This window comes from Steroidobacter sp., from assembly GCF_036402275.1.
GTDB lineage: Bacteria > Pseudomonadota > Gammaproteobacteria > Steroidobacterales > Steroidobacteraceae > Steroidobacter.
The window spans coordinates 271,996-289,935 of record NZ_DASWTF010000041.1; the positions used below are offsets into that span (position 1 = coordinate 271,996).

Consider the following 17,940-nt stretch of genomic DNA (forward strand, 5'->3'; position numbering starts at 1 on the left):
CGGTCGCCCGCGACGACCGTCAAGGAAACGCAAAAGTGAGATCGATGAATCTGTTGTTCCGATTTGCCGCAATGGCGGCGTTCCTGGCGCTTGGCGGCTGCTCGGGCGCCAACTATGAAAAGACTGCGGATGGTGTGATCGTCAAGCTGCCGGGAGGCGACGCGGCCAAGCAGGTGCAACTGCGCGTCGTGTCCGAGCGCATCGTCCGTGTCACGGCCATGCCAGTCGATGGTGGCGAGATGCCGGCGAGCCTGATGGCGATCAAAACCGGCGGCGGCAAGGACTTCACGATTGTCGAAGGCAAGGACAGCGTGACGCTGAAGACCCGAAATATTGCAGCTGAAGTCTCGCTCGAGACTGGCGCCGTGCAGTTCAAGGACAGCACCGGGAAGCTGTTCGTCGCCGAGCGCGACAGCGGGCGCAGCTTCAAGCCGGTGGAGATCGAGGGTCAGTCCTACTACGAGATTCGCCAGCGCTTCGCATCGCCCGACGACGAGGCCTTCTATGGCCTGGGCCAGCATCAGAATGCGCAGATGAACTACAAGAACGAGGACGTCGAGCTCGCCCAGCACAATATGGACATCGGCGTGCCGTTCGTCGTGTCGAGCCGCACCTACGGCATCCTCTGGGACAACAACTCGATCACACGCTTTGGCGATCCGCGCGGATACCGGAACATCGACGCCGCGCTCAAGCTCTACGACGCCGATGGCAAGGAAGGCGGACTCACGGCGCGTTATTACGTCGGCGACGCGCTCAAGCTCACGCGCACCGAGTCCAATGTGAACTACCAATACATCAAGGATCTGGCGAATTGGCCGACCGAAGTGAAGGGGCAGCCCGGACAGCGCGTGGTCTGGGAAGGTCGCATCGAGGCGCAGTCGCCGGGGGTTCACAAGTTCCAGCTCTACTCCAGTGAATACGCCAAGGTTTACATCGACGGCGAGCTGGCGATGAACCGTTGGCGGCAGAACTGGAATCCCTGGTATCACAACTTCAAGCTCGCGATGCAGCCCGGCAAGCCGCGGGCGATCCGCATCGAGTGGACGCCCAACGATGGCTACCTCGCGCTGAAGCACCTGGATCCGCTGCCGCCGGCCGAGCAGAGCGATCTATCGCTGTACTCCGAGGTGGCCAAGGGCATCGATTACTATTTCATTGCCGGCGCCAATCTCGACGAAGTGATCGCCGGTTACCGCACGTTGACCGGAAAGGCGGTGCTGCTGCCGAGCTGGGCCTACGGCTTCTGGCAGAGCCGCGAGCGTTACAAGACCGCCGCGGAGATGGTCGATACTGTGAAGGAATATCGCCGTCGCGGCCTGCCGCTGGACAATATCGTCCTCGATTGGCAGTACTGGAAGGATGACGACTGGGGCTCGCACGAATTCGACGCGACGCGCTTCCCCGACCCGAAGGCCATGGTCGAGGAGCTCCACAAACACAAAGCGCGTGTGATGATCTCGGTGTGGCCCAAGTTCTATCCGACGACGAAGCACTATCAGGAGCTGGACGCCAAAGGCCACATCTATCGGCGCAATGTCGAGATGCAGGAAAAGGACTGGGTCGGCCCGGGCTACGTCAGTTCCTTCTACGATCCGTATTCGCAGGAGGCGAGGGCGATCTTCTGGCGGCAGATCGACGAGCGCCTCAACCGGCTCGGCATCGACGCCTGGTGGCTGGACGCTTCCGAGCCGGACATTCACTCGAATGTCGACATCGACGAACACAAACGTCGTATCGGACCGACGGCGCTCGGGCCGGGCGCTGCGTACTTCAACTCGTATTCTCTGGTGCACACCCAAGGCGTCTACGAAGGCGATCGCGCGTCGAACCCTGGCGAGCGCGCCTTCATTCTCACGCGCAGCGGTTTCGCCGGCCTGCAGCGTCATGCTGCGGCCGCCTGGAGTGGCGATGTCGTCTCGCGATGGGACGACCTGCACGCGCAGATTTCGGCGGGCGTCAACATGTCCATGTCCGGATTGCCGAATTGGACCTTCGATATCGGCGGCTTCGCAGTCGAAAAGCGCTACGAGAACCAAGAGCGGGAGCACCTCCCCGAATGGCGCGAGCTGAACCTGCGTTGGTTTCAGTTCGGCGCCTTCGCGCCGCTGTTCCGCTCGCATGGCCAGTTCCCGCTGCGCGAGATCTACAACCTGGCGCCGGAGGGCACGGAGGTTTACGAATCGCTCGCGTACTACGACCGGCTGCGCTACCGACTGATGCCGTACATCTACACACTGGCCGGCGACACTTGGCACCGTGACTACACGATCATGCGCGGCTTGGTCATGGACTTCCCACAGGACGCGCAGGTGCGCGACATCGACGATCAATATTTGTTCGGTCCTTCGTTCCTCGTCGCGCCGGTGTACGCATTCGGCGCGCGTCAGCGCGAGGTGTATCTGCCGGCCGGCACGAACTGGTACGATTTTTACACCGGTGTGGCGCACGAAGGCGGACGCACGATTGAAGCCAAGGCGCCGCTGTCGCGCATGCCGTTGTATGTGCGCGCCGGCAGCATCGTGCCGGTCGGCCCCGAGATCCAATACACGGGCGAGAAGCCGGACGCGCCGATCACGCTGCTGGTTTATACCGGTACCGACGGCGCCTTCTCGCTCTACGAGGATGAAGGCACCAACTACAACTACGAGCAGGGCGCGTACTCGCGCATCCCGCTCTCATACGACGAAACCAAGGGCGAATTGATCATCGGGTCGCGCGAAGGGCGTTATGCCGGCATGCCGGACAAGCGCGTGTTCAAGGTCCGCTTCATCTCGGGCGCAGCGCCGGAGGCCGCCGATCTCGACGCGCCGCCGGACGCCAGCGTGGAATATTCGGGAGCGACTATCGTGGTCGCCAGGCGGCGAGGGCCTGCGGATGGCCCATGAGCTGCACTAACTGAAAACCCGCGGGGTCGTGTCATGCAGAGACTGTGCTTTGCTCTAGACTTGAAAGAGGATCCGCAGCTCATCGATCAATACAGGAAATGGCACGAGCCGGGCGGGCCGCCGCCCGCGGTGACGCGATCTCTGCGTGAGGCCGGCATCGAGTCTCTCGAGATCTATTTGTGCGGCAATCGCCTGTTCATGTTGATCGAGGCGGACGCAACGTTCTCGGTCGAGAACAAGGCTCGAGCGGATGCGGCGAACGAAGCGGTTCGCGCGTGGGAGCAGCTCATGTGGAACTTTCAACAACGATTGCCCTGGGCTCGCGAAGGCGAGAAGTGGCTCCCGGCGCAGCGCATTTACGATCTGAACAGTCAGCCCTGAAAACGTATGACTCAGGCGTGACCCGCAAGTTTGCGAGCGTGCAACGACCGCCCGGGAAGTTCGCGGATCGCTTCGCGTCGGCTGCGGTACAATGACGGAGCGCACGGCTCGATGTCTCGAGATAGGGAGTGACGAATAGCGTGGCTTCTTCGGTACGAAAGCGAACCGACCCAACATTCTGGCGCGATGACACGCTTCCGTTTGTGGAGGCGCGTTCGATTCACGACGCTCGCAACGCCCGTTACGGCAAACACGCGCACGAAACGTTCTCCATTGGCGTCGTCACGAACGGTCGCTGTATCTATCTGAACGGGAAGATACGGCAACGCAGCGGCGCGGGAACGGTGGTGTTGATGAATCCGGGAGACGCGCACGCCTGCAACCCGGACAGCGGCGCGCTTTGGTCCTATCACATGTTGTACTTTGACGTCTCCTGGGTGACCGGCATTCAACAAGAGATTGGCCGCAGCCGGAATGATCAGTTCCGACCGTTCCTCGCAACCGCCACGCGGGAGCCTGCGCTTTACGCCGGGCTGTGCCGGCTCCATCACGTGCTCACTGATGGGCAAGCGGAGAGTCTGCAGAAACACAGTGCGGCAGTGGCCTTCATGGCGGAAGTTCAACGGACGCTGACTCCGGCGCCCGATTTGCCGGGCCGCGGGCATTTGGGTCTCGGGCGTGCGGCTGAATTCATCAGGAGCAATTATACGCGTTCGATCAAGCTGGAGGAGATCTGTTCCGCCGCAGAGCTATCACCGGCGTACTTGATTCGAGCCTTCAAGCATAGATATGGGCTCACGCCCCATGCGTACTTGACCAACTGCCGCATCGAGTTCAGCCGCTCGCAACTTCGTCGCGGGCGACCTATTGCGGAAGTGGCACTCTCAGCGGGATTCTCGGATCAGGCGCATCTGCAACGAACTTTCAAGAAATTCGTCGCCGCGACACCCGGTCAGTATCGGAGCTGAGGCAAGGCTCGCTCGCGCAGCCACGGGCAATTTTCTTCAATACGCCTCGCTGGCTTTCGAAATACGCTCGCTCCTCGAATGCGAGGAGGGCGAAGATGCTGTACCAGCTTGCCGAAATCAATATCGCGACGTTTCGTGTGCCGATATCCGATCCCGTGAATGCGGGATTCATTGCGCAACTGGATCGAATCAATGCGTCAGCGGAACGTGCACCGGGATTCATCTGGCGTTTGGTGGGCGAGGGCAATAACGCACTCGATATTCGAGCGTTCGACGATCCGAGCATCGCAGTCAACATGTCAGTGTGGAAGGACGTGGATGCCCTGGCAAGCTTCGTCTATCACAGCGAGGGACACCGAGAGATCATGCGTCGTCGCAGAGAGTGGTTCGACCGCATGCGATTTCATCTGGCGCTGTGGTGGATCGAGGCGGGACATCGCCCAACAATCGCTGAAGGAAAAGCGCGACTGGAGATCCTGTCGCGAGTCGGACCTTCGGCTCATGCCTTTTTATTCAACAAGCCTTTTCCCCCGCCGATGCGGTGCTGATCCCGAGGTTGCCGTTTCGAATGAACCGGCCGGGGTGAGTAGCAGGTCGTCCCTCGAACGACAAATATGCCAGCGCCTCGAGCGCATCGAGCGCTGCCGGTGCGCATGGACGAGGCTCGTGAAGTCCCAAACGCCGACGCCAAAATATTCGTGGAAAATGGTGCGCAGGGTTCGCTCTCTGAGGCCCGGCGCGCCATGTTCGCGCAATGTTCAGGTGTTTTCCTGTGCTCCCGGAAAGGAGCATGTCCCTCTCTCGAGCGGACATTCGGGTATACGCGCCCGTAGCGCTTCTGATCGTGACGCCGACGAGGCGATGCAGACTTTGAAGACAGGAGACACTTGGAATGAACAAACGTTACTCCAGCTATGGTCAGCGACCCGCGCTGCTGGCCTTTGCCGCGTTGGTATGCACCGCTCTGACCGGTTGCGAAACGACGCAGGAATCGCGGCGCGCGGATCTGGAGCAAGATCGAGATACCTGTGCGGATTTCGGAACGCAGTACGGAACGCCTGAGCACACGGAATGCATGCTTGTCCAGCAAAGGCGTCGCGACAGCGCGACGCTTGATGCGCTTGAAAAGCAGCGCGTATCTGCCGAGACAGCCAAAACCAACGTGGAGATGCTCGAACGCCGGCGCTGCGAGAAAGAGGCGAAGAAAGATCGAGAGGCAGGACGTCGTCCGCGCTCGTGCAGGTGAATCTGCAAAGCCAATCCCGATGCAGTGTCTGCCTGGAGCTACTTCAAGCAGACATCTGCGATGAATTGATTCGAAAGGCGCCTACGCAATGTTGTGGCAATGTTCGTGCGTACCATCGGCCGAGGTAGTTTCGACGTGTTAGCCCTGGTAAGTTGGAGCTCGGTTGATAGGAGGCTCCTTGAAGATTCTCTTGGTCGAGGATGAGCTCGAATTTGCCGAGACGCTTCGCGGTGTGCTGGAGCGGGAGCATTTTGTCGTCGATCACGTCGATCGCTTGGCGTTGGCCCGTGAGGCGGCTCGTTCGAAATCTTATGAGCTGGTACTGCTGGATCGAACGCTGCCGGATGGGGACGGGCTGTCGCTAGTCCCCTCCTTGCGCGCCGATCATCCCGGGCTTCCGATCATCGTGCTGAGCGCCCGCGGAGAAGTCTTCGATCGTGTTGCAGGACTCGACGAGGGCGCGGACGACTACCTTGTGAAACCGTTCGCGCTCGATGAAATGTTCGCGCGCATTCGTGCGGTCAGGCGCCGGCCGCCGGAGCTGGGAGCCGAGCACATTCGAGTCGCCTCGCTCGTTTTCGACGTGGCAAACGATGAGGCGAGCGTCGAAGGTGTCCGGCTGGATCTCGCGCGCCGCGAGCTGCGCGTGTTGGCCACGCTCGTGAAGCGTCGTGGCAGAACGGTCCTACGGGAATCGCTTGAAGAGGCGGCTTTCGGGTTCGACGACCAAGTGCAATCCAACACGCTCGACTCTCACATATCGCGTCTGCGCAGAAAGCTGGCAGAGGCCGGTGCGGGCATCGAAATCCACGCGATCAGGGGGGTGGGCTACCTGTTGCGGGCGTCTTTGTGAGCACGAGGACGCCATCGCTGAAGCGGCCACTGATCGTACTGCCGCTGCTCTTTCAGTTCGCCACTTTGTTCATCTCGTTCTTCATCATCGTCGCGCTGGCCATGCGCTTGGACAGCGGCGGGTTGTACACCGACGAGACGATCGCACCTGTGATCGCGCGAGCTATCGTTCGTGACGTCGATGGTCGTCTCGCTATACGCATGACGCCGGAACTAACCAAGCTGCGCTCCGAGTCGCCGGATCTGTGGTTTGTGGCGGAGGACGATCAGGGACGCAGCGTCGCCTTTGGGCAAACGCCTTCGCAGTATGCTTCCTTTATCGGAGCGCTGCACCGTCTGTCCTATGCGCAACTGAGGGATCGCTCGCCGCCCTATCTCCTGTCTGCCGTCATTCGGCGCGAGGACGCGCCAGCAGGAAAAGTCACAGTGCTCGGCCATGGCAAGCTGACCGGGCTCACCTTGGTGGTCGGCATGGCGTCCAACATCCTCGCTGTTCCGGTCTTCCTGCTGCTGGCGCTGATCTCGCTGATCGTGACGCCGTGGATCGTGAGGCGGTCAGTTGCCGGCGTGTCGCGAGTTGCGCGGGAGGCGGAACAAATCGACACCGACCGGCGTGGCCGACGGCTCAGCGAGGAGCATGTGCCGGAGGAGATTGCACCGCTGGTTCGAGCGGTAAACGATGCCTTGCGGCGTTTGGATGAAGGATATGAGCGGCAGCGGCGGTTCATCGCTTCCGCCGCTCACGAGCTGCGCACCCCCATCGCGATTCTGCGCCTCAAAGTCGAGGCTGCAGAAGAAGCCGCCAGGCGTAGGCTCGGCAGTGATGTGCAGCGGCTCGCGAACCTTGCCGAGCAACTGCTCGACCTGCAACGCCTGGATTCCGAAAGAAACGATGAGGTTATCGATCTTGCATCGCTCGTGCGACGAGTGGCGGCTGACTTGGCGCCGTTGTTGATCGCTTCGGATCGCACTATCGAGGTTCGGGTCGAGGGCACGCCATCGATTCGCGGCGATGCTGGGGCGATCGAGCGGGTCCTGACCAACCTCGTGCAGAACGCGATCGAACACGGGGGACGTCATGTGATCGTCCGCGTGCTCATATCGGGGTTCGAGGTGGAGGACGACGGTCCCGGCATACCGCCCGAGGAGCGCGAACGCGTGTTCGAGCCATTCCATCGCTTGCAACCCAGGCCGACCGGAACCGGGCTCGGTCTCACCCTGGTGCAGCAGGTGGTCGAGCGACACGCCGGCCATGTATCGATCTTCGGTGCAACCGGCGGCGGCGCGATCGTGCGTGTCGAGCTTCCCGCTCTCTGAGCCGCTCTCTCTCGCGGCCATGTTCGCGCAATCTTCATCGGGCTTCATATTCCCATCAATGCTATGAAACATTCTTGGGTGAACACATGCGCTATGGATCTCTTACCGGTTTCGTCCTGATGGCTACCCTGCAGGCAGGCTGCAGTAACTCAGGTCACCGCGACAATGATGGGCTAGCGCCGATTGCCTACCCGGTGACGACGCGTGACGATGTGGTCGAGATCCACTTCGGCAAAACAATCGCCGACCCTTATCGCTGGCTGGAGAACGATCCCCTGCAGGATCGCGATGTCGCGGCCTGGATCCAAGCGCAGAGGCGGACCACTTCGAAGTATCTCGACACGCTGCCGGGGCGTGACGCGTTCCGTAATAGCTTGAAGTCGGCCTTCAATTATGAGCGTGTCAGCGCGCCGCACAAGGCAGGTGGTCGCTATTTCTATACCCGCAAGGACGGCATGCAGGATCAGGCGGCGTTATATGTGCGGGACACAGTAAACGTCGTTGGTCGCTTGCTGATCGACCCCGCCGAATGGGCAGATGACGGTTCGGTAACCTTCGTGGAGTGGAGCGTGTCTGCCGATGGCGCGTACGTCGCCTATGCGGTGCAGGAGAGTGGCAGCGACTGGCGAACGATCAGAGTTCTCGACGTTGCAACGGGCCAGCCACTTGCCGATGAGCTCAAATGGGCGCGGCTCACGCAGATCGCTTGGGCGAAGGACGGCTCTGGCTTCTATTACTCGCGCTATCCAGAGCCCAACGGCAGTGCCGGCCTATCGAACCATGCGGCGTATTTCCATCGGGTAGGCACGGCGCAATCGCAGGACGAACTGTTCTATGCGACTCCGGAGCACCCAGATCGGATGAACACCGTGGGCGTAACCTCCGATGGTCGCTATGCCATCGTCTACTCCTCCGCCGACCTGGTGCACGCGGCTGTCACAGTGGTAGATCTCCAGAGCAGCGATCGAGCACCACGCAAGTTGATCGCCGAACCTGCCGAGGTCTGGTCATTTTTTGCGAACGTCGGCACAAAGCTCTACCTGATTACTAACCGGGACGCTGAGCGATCCAAAATCGTGACGTTCGATCTCGCAGCCCCCCAGCCGGAATTTATCGACCTTATCCCGCAGCAGGACGGGTTCTTGACCAGCGCGCACCTCATCGGCGGACGGCTGCTGGTCTCCTATCTGGTCGATGCGAAGTCAGAGGTGATGCGATATACCCTCGACGGGGCGCCTGACGGCGTGATGACGTTTCCAGGGATAGGCAGCGTGCGGGAATTGACCGGCGATGCGTCGGAGCCAGAGGCGTTCGTTCAGTTCGAAAGCTTCAACCAGCCGAAAACCGTCTATCGATACGATGTTTCCAAGAACACATCGGACATCTGGGTTGAGCCAAACCTGGATGCCGATCTCGGGCAGCTCCGTGTGGATCAGGTCTTCTATACATCGAGAGACGGTGCGCGCATTCCGATGTTCATCGCCCGACGGAAGGATGTGGTCGGGCCTGCACCGACGGTGTTGATGGGCTATGGAGCCTTCGCTGTCAACCTGGCGCCGGCTTACTCGCCGATGCTGACCGGATGGTTGCTACAGGGTGGCGTGATTGCGATTCCGAACATTCGCGGCGGAGGAGAATTCGGCGCTCCATGGCATGAGGCGGGACGCGGCGAGAGGAAGCACAACAGCTTCGACGATTTTGTCGCCGCCGCCGAATATCTGCACGCGAACAGCGTCGCGGGTGCTGGCGGCATTACGGCCTACGGCGACTCAGCTGGCGGCCTGCTGGTCGGGGCCGTCGTCAATCAGCGGCCGGACCTATTCGGAGCTGCGTTGCCATCTGTGGGTGTCATGGACATGTTGCGTTACAACCGCTTCACCGGCGGCCAGCTCTGGGTTGGAGAGTACGGCGACCCCGCAGTCGAAGCAGACTTCAACAACCTGCTCTCATACTCCCCATATCACAATGTCAGGATGGGTAAATCTTATCCGGCAATCCTCGCCACGACCGGCGAAGGCGATACCCGGGTGGTGCCTGCGCATAGCTATAAATATGTCGCCGCACTCCAGGCGTCCGATTCAGGCGCCAAGCCTCATCTGATAAGGATCGATGCGCGAGCAGGTCACGGCGCAGGCAAGCCAACTACCCAGGTGATCGAGGAAGCAGCGGACATGTGGGCGTTTGCGGCCCGTTGGACGCGGCTCAAGGTTGAGAACGGGGCTCATTAGTTTCGTCATCGACGCGAAGCCTTTACGTTGGCAGCAGCGCTCGCGCGCTCCAGGTCAGCGCATCTGCCCCGATCCGGCGGTCCAATTCGATACATATTCAATACATAAAGTCTGTTTTCTAAGGCACTCCGCTGCGTTGCTGCAAACCGCGGAGCCCCTGAACTGCAGGTAATCCTAGCGTTGATTCGGAGCGAGCTGCTGTTGGCACGGGGATTGCTAATTCCAGCTTGTCCAACAGCGGGCATCATCCCCGGCCTTCCATGGCGGGTGCGTGGCCCGCGCATTTTCGGGCCGACGAACTCAGGAGCTTCAGCGTGGCTCTTCCCGAAAATAAATCCAATAGAAAGGTATCGCGCAGAGCCGTTCTGGCGAGCGCTGCGGCAACAGCAGCTCTCGGCGGTACGCAGGTGCTACTACCCAGGCCCTTGTATGCATCGGTTGCAAGGCCGGAAACGACTAAAGCCATCCTTGGCTTCATCGCACTCACGGATGCTGCGCCCCTGATCATAGCGAAGGAAAAGGGTTTCTTTGCCAAGCACGGCATGCCGGATGTCGAAGTGGCCAAGCAGGCGTCGTGGGGCACGACCCGAGACAACCTGGTGCTTGGCTCGCAAGGTAACGGCATCGATGGTGCGCACATTCTGACACCGATGCCGTACCTCATCAGTACCGGCAAGGTGACACAAAACAATGTGCCGACGCCGATGTACATACTGGCGCGATTGAACCTGGACAGCCAGTGCATCTCGGTCGCCGCGGAATACGCCGATCTGAAGGTCGGGCTCGACGTGAAACCATTCAAGGCAGCGCTCGATAAAAAGAAGGCATCCGGTCGCGCAGTGAAGGCCGCGATGACCTTCCCGGGCGGCACGCATGATTGCTGGATCCGCTACTGGCTGGCGGCTGGCGGCATCGATCCGGACAAAGACATCGAGACCATCGTCGTGCCGCCACCGCAGATGGTGGCGAACATGAAGGTTGGAACGATGGATTGTTTCTGCGTCGCCGAGCCTTGGAATGAGCAGCTGAAGAATCAAAAGATCGGCTACACAGCCATCAATACCGGTGAGCTGTGGGCCAAGCATCCGGAGAAATCGCTGGCCATGCGGGCGGATTGGGTCGACAGGCACCCGAACGCGGCCAAGGCATTGTTGATGGCCGTGCAGGATGCGCAGATGTGGTGCGATAAACTGGAGAATCGCAAGGAGATCGCGCAGATCGTTGCCAAGCGACAATGGATCGGCGCGCCGTATGGCGACGTGGTCGATCGCCTGGAAGGCAAGTTCGACTATGGTACCGGACGCATCGTCGCCAACAGTCCGCATATCATGAAGTACTGGCGCGACCACGCGTCTTATCCGTTTCAAAGTCACGAGCTCTGGTTTCTGATCGAGAACGTCCGCTGGGGCAAGTTCACGGGCAAGGAAGATTTCAATTCGCTGATTGCGAAAGTGAACCGCGAGGATCTCTGGCGTGAGGCGGCCAAAGAGCTGGGCGTGCCCGCCGCACAGATTCCGCGGTCGAAATCGCGCGGCGTCGAGAAGTTCTTCGATGGCAAGTCCTTCGACCCGGAGAACCCGAGTGCCTATCTCGCCAGCCTTGCGATCAAACGTGCATAGCGGCGGAGGAGACTGAATGAACAGCAGCACGCGAGAGCTGGTGACGACGCTTTCCGCCATTACGCATCACGCGCAGCAGCCTGATGCGGACGTGCGTAGCGACAGCGCCGCGAACGATCCAAACCCGCCGCCTGGCGTCTGGCACGTGATCGTCGGGCGACTCAACGAAGCTGTGAGGGTGGTCGTTCCGCCGCTCGTTACGTTGGCAGTGTTGATAGGCATCTGGCAACTTGCGACTTCTGCGCCAGGGTCCAGCTTGCCCTCACCGACGACCGTCGTGAGTGAGACCTGGGAGCTGATCGTCGATCCCTTCTACGACCACGGAGGTGTCGACAAAGGATTGTTCTGGCACCTGCTCGCAAGCCTGAAGCGTGTCGCTGTCGGGTATTCGTTGGCCGCTTGCGCCGGCGTCGGGATCGGCGTGCTCGTCGGTCACAGTGTATGGGCGATGCGTGCACTGGATCCGCTGTTCCAAGTCTTGCGCACTATTCCGCCGCTCGCGTGGTTGCCGCTGTCCTTGGCGGCCTTCCGCAATGGACACCCTGCAGCGATCTTCGTGATCTTCATCACCGCGATCTGGCCGATCATCATCAATACCGCGGTCGGTATCCGTAACATCCCGCAGGACTATCGAAACGTCGCGCGCGTGCTGAGTTTCAATGGACCCGAATACCTTTCGCACATCATGCTGCCGGCTGCGGCCCCGTATATCTTCACCGGCATGCGCATCGGCATCGGCCTCTCATGGCTGGCGATCGTGGCGGCGGAGATGCTGATCGGCGGCGTCGGCATCGGTTTCTTCGTCTGGGATTCGTGGAACTCATCGCGTATCAGCGACATCATCCTGGCGCTCGTCTACGTCGGAATCGTCGGCTTCTGTCTGGATCGAGCCATCGCGCTGCTCGGCAGGTTGGTCACGCGGGGCACGGCGAGCGGCTGAGGAAATCATCATGAGCGATAAATATCTGTCCATCGAGAATGTCAGCAAGACCTTCGGACACGGCCGCAAGGCGCATGAAGTGTTGCATGACATTTCTTTGGAAGTGCGCCGGCGGGAGTTCATCTCCTTGATCGGTCACTCCGGCTGCGGCAAGTCGACGCTGCTCAATGTCGTTGCTGGGCTGACGCCTGCGAGCGAAGGCGCGGTGATCCTGGACAATCGCGAAGTGTTTCAGCCGGGGCCAGATCGCGCCGTGGTGTTCCAGAACCATTCTCTGCTGCCATGGCTCACCGTCTATCAGAACGTTCGCCTGGCCGTTGACAAGGTCTTCCGCCATGCCAAGAGCGCGGCGGAGCGACATGACTGGACGCTCCACAATTTGCAACTCGTTCACATGCAAGATGCGCTCGAAAAGCGGCCCGGCGAGATTTCCGGAGGAATGAAACAGCGAGTGGGCATCGCACGCGCGATCGCCATGAGTCCCAAGGTGCTGCTGCTCGATGAGCCCTTCGGTGCTCTGGATGCCCTCACTCGCGCTCGGCTGCAGGACCAGGTGATGCAGATTCACGCCGCCTTGGGCAACACGGTGTTGATGATCACCCACGACGTCGAGGAAGCCGTGCTGTTATCCGATCGCATCGTCATGCTCACGAACGGACCGTCTGCGCGCATCGGCTCGATCCTCGATGTTCCGCTGTCGCGGCCACGAGCCAGGCTGGATCTCGCGGCGGATCCGACATACATCGGCTGTCGGGCGGCGGTGTTGGACTTCTTGCATCGGAGAACGAGGTTCGTGGAGGCAGCGTGAAGGTGCGGCAGGCGCCCTGGTGTCGGCGCATCGCACCTGGATAGGTCACCAAGCACGGTGCATTGCTTCAGCGTGAGGCAGTGCCGATAGCAGAATAACGTGAGGTTATAGACACGCCGCGCCTTTTCATCGCACTCCCCAAATGACGTTGGTTAGCTTGAGCACGGGGGCTAACACAGCAAAAAACGTTTGGGGAGCTACGCCGTGTCGAGAGCAACTGAGCCATCATCCTCCCGCAGCCTGATAGCACTGGCTGTCGTCGCCGCGATTGCCCACGCGCAAGCAGCTAGCGCGCAGGACGCGGTCGCCGCCGCGAGCGACGCGCCGCCGCTGGAAGAAATCACGGTGACGGGCACCAGCATCAAGCGCGGCGACGACGCTGCGCTGCCGGTCACCATCGTCAGTCAGGAAGCGATGGAGCTGCGCGACGCGGCGACGCCCGTCGACCTGCTGACGGCCATGCCGGCCGTCGTCAACGTTCCCATCAACGATTCCAATCAAGGCGGCGTCAGCGCTCGCGGCGATATTTCTTCCGTCAACCTGCGCGGCCTCGGGTCGGGCAACACGCTCGTGTTGTTGAACGGGCGCAGAGTCGCGGCGCATGGCATTTCTTCGACCGAAGACGGCGTGCCGGCCATGTCGGTGAACGTGAACACGCTGCCGGCGCGAGGTCTCGAGCGAGTGGACATCCTGCGCGACGGCGCATCCGCCGTGTATGGGTCCGACGCCGTCGCGGGCGTGATCAACTTTGTCACCGACACTGACTATGTCGGCAACGAGCTGCAGATGCAGACCGGTATCACCGAGATCGGTTCGGGATCGGACGTCGGCGTCACGCTCACGCACGGCAACTATGCTTTCGGCGATCGGCTGCACTGGATCTCCACGTTCGACTATCTCAAGCGCGATGAGTTGAAGACCTCCGATCTGCCCAATGGATCCGACGCCGACAAGCGCGCGCTCGCACCCGCCGGCTTCGATGCCGCCAACGGTCCGTTCTTCGACCGCAACGCTTCCAGCGGCTATCCCTCGTTCCGAGTCGGCTCCAACCCGGCGACACGCTATCTGACGCCCATGGAAGGCGGCGTCATCGGCATCAAGAACAGCGCGCCGAGTCGTACCGGCGCCGAGCTCGGCTACTACTACGACGTGAACGCCGACGGTTATTCGGTGCCGGAAACGGAGCGCTTCAACTGGTTCAACGCCGTCAATTTCAAGATCAACGACAGAGTGAGTGCGTTCGGCCATCTCGCCCTGTATCGCGCCGATTCGACCATGGTGCGACCGCCGGTGGCGTACGGCATCAACTCGGATGCGCCGCTGATCGTGCCGATCGACAACCCCTACAATCCTTTCGGCTCGCGCTTCTACAGTCCGACTGGAACGCCGAATGCGGACGGCACCGCGCGTCTGGTTGGAACGCCCCAGGCGGTCACCATCGTTTCGAAACGATTTACTGACATCGGCGCCGAGACCGTCGAAGTGGAGACCACGGCGATCACGGCGACCGCTGGCTTGCGAGGCGACATCGCTCCGGGCTGGTCGTGGGAAACGGGTGCAGTCTATTCGCGAGCGGCGACTGAAGATGATTCGTTGAACGCCGTGCGCGAAACCGCGCTGCACGCGCAGACGTCGCGCACCGACGCCAGCGCATACAACCCCTTTGGTTATAACTTCGCGATTCAAAACGGCCAGGTCGTGGCGACCACGCCGTATGCCAACCCGGATTCGGTCACCGCTCCGTTCGTACAACGCTTCCACCAGGAAGGTCGGAATATTCTGGGAAGCATCGATGCGCGCGTGAACGGCGAGTTGTGGGACTTCGGCGGCGGTCCGATCGCGATCGCGGTCGGCGCGGAGCATCGCTGGGACGACTACGAGCTCACGCGCCCGCAGTTCGCCGGCGTCAACGGCGTCAACGATCTCGGGCTCGATCCGGCGGGCAACGATTTCGTGCAGGCTTCCGCGGCCGGCGACGTGATCGGCGACCGAACCGTCGTCGCGGCATTCGCCGAAACCGTGGTGCCGATCATCGGCTCGAGCAACGCGCTGCCGGGCGTCGAACGCCTGCAGTTGGGCGCGTCGATTCGTTACGAGGAGTACAGCGACTTCGGCAGCACGTCGAACCCTAAGTTCACCCTCGACTGGCGGCCGATCGAGCCGCTGATGATTCGCGCGTCTTACAACGAAGGCTTCCGCGCGCCGAATCTGAGCGTGATGAACTATCCGACCCGCTTCACCGTGGGGTCGAGCTTCGATCCTTATCGCGGCCCGGTCACGGGCCTGCCGGTGGACGGGCAGTTTCAACGTCGGACCGGCATCGAAGGCAATCCGAACCTGGTGCCCGAAACTTCCGAGGGCCGCACGCTCGGCATCGTGCTCGACGTGCCGTTCGTCGACGGGCTGCGCGTGTCGGTCGACTACTGGAAGATCGATCAGGAGAATCTGATCGCGAGCCCGATTGCAGAAGAGATTCGCGCCAACGACGCGGCCATGTTGCTCGCGGCGACGCAGGCGGCGCTGGCCCGAGGCATCCCTCTGGACCAGATCGATCTGGGCAGCGGCACGGAGAACTATGCCGGCGATCCGTTGATCGAGCGCTCCGACATCATCACCGACGAAGATCGCGCGTTTTTTGCTCAGTACAACGCGAGCCGTCCGCAATCGCAGTGGCTGGCGCCGGTCGGCATCCTCGAGGTCACGTACACGCCGTACGACAACCTCGCTACCGCGACCATCGAAGGTTACGACTTCAACGTGACCTACAACTCACCCCGCCTCGCGTGGGGCCAGTTGGGCGTGACGGCGGATGCAACTTATCTCAGCAAGTACGAGCGGCAGGCGGGCCCGAACGCGGCGGTCGAGACGCGCCTGGGCAAGAACGGCGCGACCAAGTGGCGCGGGGCGTTGAACGTGTTCTGGTCCAAGGACGACATCTGGTCGGCGGGCATCAGCGCTTATTACATCGGCGACTACGCTGACACGGGCGCCAGCATCAGCGCGCCGGCCTACGAGCAACTCGGGCGGCCGAGCTACGTGTACCCGATCGACGGCGTGTATTTCTGGCGCGTCGAGGACTCCGTCACATTCAACGCGTTCGGCGCATACACGTTCGCTACAGCGCAGCAGAGCTGGCTCAGCGACCTGAACGTGCGTGTCGGCGTCAAGAACCTCACCAATGAAGATGCGCCGCTGACCGCCGACGCCGCCGGATACGACCCCTCCGTCTACAACAGCGTCGCCATGGGACGCGTCTGGACCCTGAGACTCACGAAGAACTTCTAAATGAAAAATATCACTCGGATTGCCAAGGCAGTGTTGCTGGGTTTATTGGCCGCTCAGACGGCGGACGCGGCGTCGCCGCGTCCGGCGCGGGGCTGGGAGTCGGCGGCGGGCGAGGAAACCAAAACCGTGTTCGCGCTGACCGGCGACGCGATCATCAATCGACGGCTGTCGACGTTTCGCGCGCCGGGCGTCGACGACATGTTCGCCCTGATTCGCGGCGCCGATGTGGCGTTCACCAACTTCGAAACCCTGATTCACGATTTCACTCTGGCGGGGGCGCAGCAGAGCGGCGGCACTTACATGGGTTCGCCGCGCTTCATCACCGACGAGCTGGCGTGGGCCGGTTTCGATCTGCTGGGCCTGGCCAACAATCACGTCAACGACTACGGCGTCGACGGCATGCGCAGCACCGTCGCCGCGCTGGCCAAAACCAATTTTGTTTACTCCGGCGTCGGCGAGAATCTGGCGCTGGCGCGCAAGCCCGGATATCTCGACACGCCCAAGGGCAGGGTGGCGCTGATTTCCACCTCGTCCACTTTTCCAGCACCCATCGTCGCCGGCGCGCAGCGCAAGGACATGCCCGGTCGTCCGGGCTTGAATCCGCTTCGCCACACGGTCACCTACACGGTGCCGCAAGCGACCTACGATACGATCGCGACGCTGCGTGGTCCGGTCAGCTCGAACATGGGCGAGAGCGCGTCGAACACTCTGTCGTTCGGCGGCGCCGAGTACGTAGTCGGCGATGAGATAAAGATCAACTCCAAGGCCAACAAGACCGACATCGAAGAGCTGCAGGCGAGCGTGCGCGACGCGGATCAGCAGGCCGACTGGGTGGTGGTGAGCATCCATGCGCACGAGGCAGCCAACCCGAAAGACAAGTGGATGCCGGCCGAATTCGTGGTCGAGTTCGCGCACGCGATGATCGACGCGGGCGCGGACATGGTGGTGGGCCACGGTCCTCACATCCTGCGCGGCATCGAAGTCTACAAGGGCAAGCCGATCTTTTATTCGCTCGCCAACTTCATTTTCGAGAACGACCTAGTCGAGCTGCAGCCTGCCGACAACTACGAAAAGACCGGGCTGGCCAACGGCTCGCTGCCCAGCGATTACTTCAGCAAACGTTCCAAGAACGACACGGTCGGCTTCCCGGCGGACCGCAAGTACTGGCAATCGGTGATTGCGCAGGTGGTTTACGACAACGAGCGCACGCTGCAGGAAGTGCGTCTGCATCCGGTGTCGATGGGGTTCGGCCAGCCTCGCAGCAAGCGTGGCCAGCCCTATCCGGCGCCGGCCGCCGAGGCCGAGCAGATCTTCAAGGATCTCGCCGAGGTGTCCGCTCCGTTCGGCACCGCCGTCAGCTACAAGAACGGCGTCGGCACGCTCTCCTGGAAAAAGTGACGCGAAGCAT

The 17,940-nt window shown here is 61.3% G+C and carries 13 protein-coding genes; all 13 read left to right on the top strand.

All coding sequences use genetic code 11. The features are described from left to right. Positions 1–44: 44 nt before the first annotated feature. The 13 genes from VGD45_RS26415 (at position 45) to VGD45_RS26475 (ending at position 17,930) form a co-directional block, all read left to right on the top strand. Positions 45–2,888, top strand: a complete 2,844-nt coding sequence (locus VGD45_RS26415) for a TIM-barrel domain-containing protein (RefSeq protein WP_331158374.1) — start codon at positions 45–47, stop codon at positions 2,886–2,888. Positions 2,889–2,921: 33 nt separating this feature from the next. Continuing rightward, positions 2,922–3,269, top strand: coding sequence for an L-rhamnose mutarotase (locus VGD45_RS26420; RefSeq protein WP_331158375.1), 348 nt, complete (start codon positions 2,922–2,924; stop codon positions 3,267–3,269). 140 nt (positions 3,270–3,409) lie between these two features. Beyond that, on the top strand, positions 3,410–4,237 hold the full coding sequence (locus tag VGD45_RS26425; RefSeq protein ID WP_331158376.1) for an AraC family transcriptional regulator: 828 nt from the start codon (positions 3,410–3,412) through the stop codon (positions 4,235–4,237). 95 nt (positions 4,238–4,332) lie between these two features. After that, positions 4,333–4,785 (top strand): DUF3291 domain-containing protein, encoded by a 453-nt coding sequence (locus VGD45_RS26430; protein WP_331158377.1) that lies wholly within the window; start codon positions 4,333–4,335, stop codon positions 4,783–4,785. A gap of 344 nt (positions 4,786–5,129) precedes the next feature. Beyond that, complete coding sequence (locus VGD45_RS26435; RefSeq protein WP_331158378.1) at positions 5,130–5,483, top strand: hypothetical protein; 354 nt, start codon at positions 5,130–5,132, stop codon at positions 5,481–5,483. A 178-nt stretch (positions 5,484–5,661) separates the two neighbouring features. Beyond that, positions 5,662–6,336 (top strand): response regulator transcription factor, encoded by a 675-nt coding sequence (locus VGD45_RS26440; RefSeq protein WP_349263366.1) that lies wholly within the window; start codon positions 5,662–5,664, stop codon positions 6,334–6,336. Further along, entirely contained in the window at positions 6,333–7,652 is a 1,320-nt protein-coding gene (locus VGD45_RS26445) for a HAMP domain-containing sensor histidine kinase (RefSeq protein ID WP_331158379.1), read from the top strand. The genes VGD45_RS26440 and VGD45_RS26445 overlap by 4 nt, the downstream gene beginning before the upstream one ends. An 86-nt stretch (positions 7,653–7,738) precedes the next feature. Next, the gene (locus tag VGD45_RS26450; RefSeq protein WP_331158380.1) at positions 7,739–9,880 is read left to right on the top strand and encodes a prolyl oligopeptidase family serine peptidase; all 2,142 of its coding nucleotides are present in this window, start codon (positions 7,739–7,741) and stop codon (positions 9,878–9,880) included. Positions 9,881–10,194: 314 nt separating this feature from the next. Further along, on the top strand, positions 10,195–11,499 hold the full coding sequence (locus tag VGD45_RS26455; RefSeq protein ID WP_331158381.1) for a CmpA/NrtA family ABC transporter substrate-binding protein: 1,305 nt from the start codon (positions 10,195–10,197) through the stop codon (positions 11,497–11,499). A gap of 16 nt (positions 11,500–11,515) precedes the next feature. Then, entirely contained in the window at positions 11,516–12,439 is a 924-nt protein-coding gene (ntrB, locus tag VGD45_RS26460; RefSeq protein ID WP_331158382.1) for a nitrate ABC transporter permease, read from the top strand. A gap of 10 nt (positions 12,440–12,449) precedes the next feature. Beyond that, positions 12,450–13,247: an ABC transporter ATP-binding protein gene (locus tag VGD45_RS26465; protein WP_331158383.1), complete on the top strand. Its 798-nt coding sequence runs from the start codon at positions 12,450–12,452 to the stop codon at positions 13,245–13,247. 204 nt (positions 13,248–13,451) lie between these two features. Then, the gene (locus tag VGD45_RS26470; RefSeq protein ID WP_331158384.1) at positions 13,452–16,532 is read left to right on the top strand and encodes a TonB-dependent receptor domain-containing protein; all 3,081 of its coding nucleotides are present in this window, start codon (positions 13,452–13,454) and stop codon (positions 16,530–16,532) included. Beyond that, complete coding sequence (locus VGD45_RS26475; protein WP_331158385.1) at positions 16,533–17,930, top strand: CapA family protein; 1,398 nt, start codon at positions 16,533–16,535, stop codon at positions 17,928–17,930. It begins immediately after the preceding gene. Positions 17,931–17,940: the final 10 nt, after the last annotated feature.

Bases quoted from the DNA above. Each gene is read 5' to 3' on its own strand.
- VGD45_RS26415 (WP_331158374.1), top strand. From the start codon at position 45: ATGAATCTGTTGTTCCGATTTGCCGCAATGGCGGCGTTCCTGGCGCTT.
- VGD45_RS26420 (WP_331158375.1), top strand. From the start codon at position 2,922: ATGCAGAGACTGTGCTTTGCTCTAGACTTGAAAGAGGATCCGCAGCTC.
- VGD45_RS26430 (WP_331158377.1), top strand. From the start codon at position 4,333: ATGCTGTACCAGCTTGCCGAAATCAATATCGCGACGTTTCGTGTGCCG.
- VGD45_RS26435 (WP_331158378.1), top strand. From the start codon at position 5,130: ATGAACAAACGTTACTCCAGCTATGGTCAGCGACCCGCGCTGCTGGCC.
- VGD45_RS26450 (WP_331158380.1), top strand. From the start codon at position 7,739: ATGCGCTATGGATCTCTTACCGGTTTCGTCCTGATGGCTACCCTGCAG.
- ntrB (WP_331158382.1), top strand. From the start codon at position 11,516: ATGAACAGCAGCACGCGAGAGCTGGTGACGACGCTTTCCGCCATTACG.
- VGD45_RS26465 (WP_331158383.1), top strand. From the start codon at position 12,450: ATGAGCGATAAATATCTGTCCATCGAGAATGTCAGCAAGACCTTCGGA.
- VGD45_RS26475 (WP_331158385.1), top strand. From the start codon at position 16,533: ATGAAAAATATCACTCGGATTGCCAAGGCAGTGTTGCTGGGTTTATTG.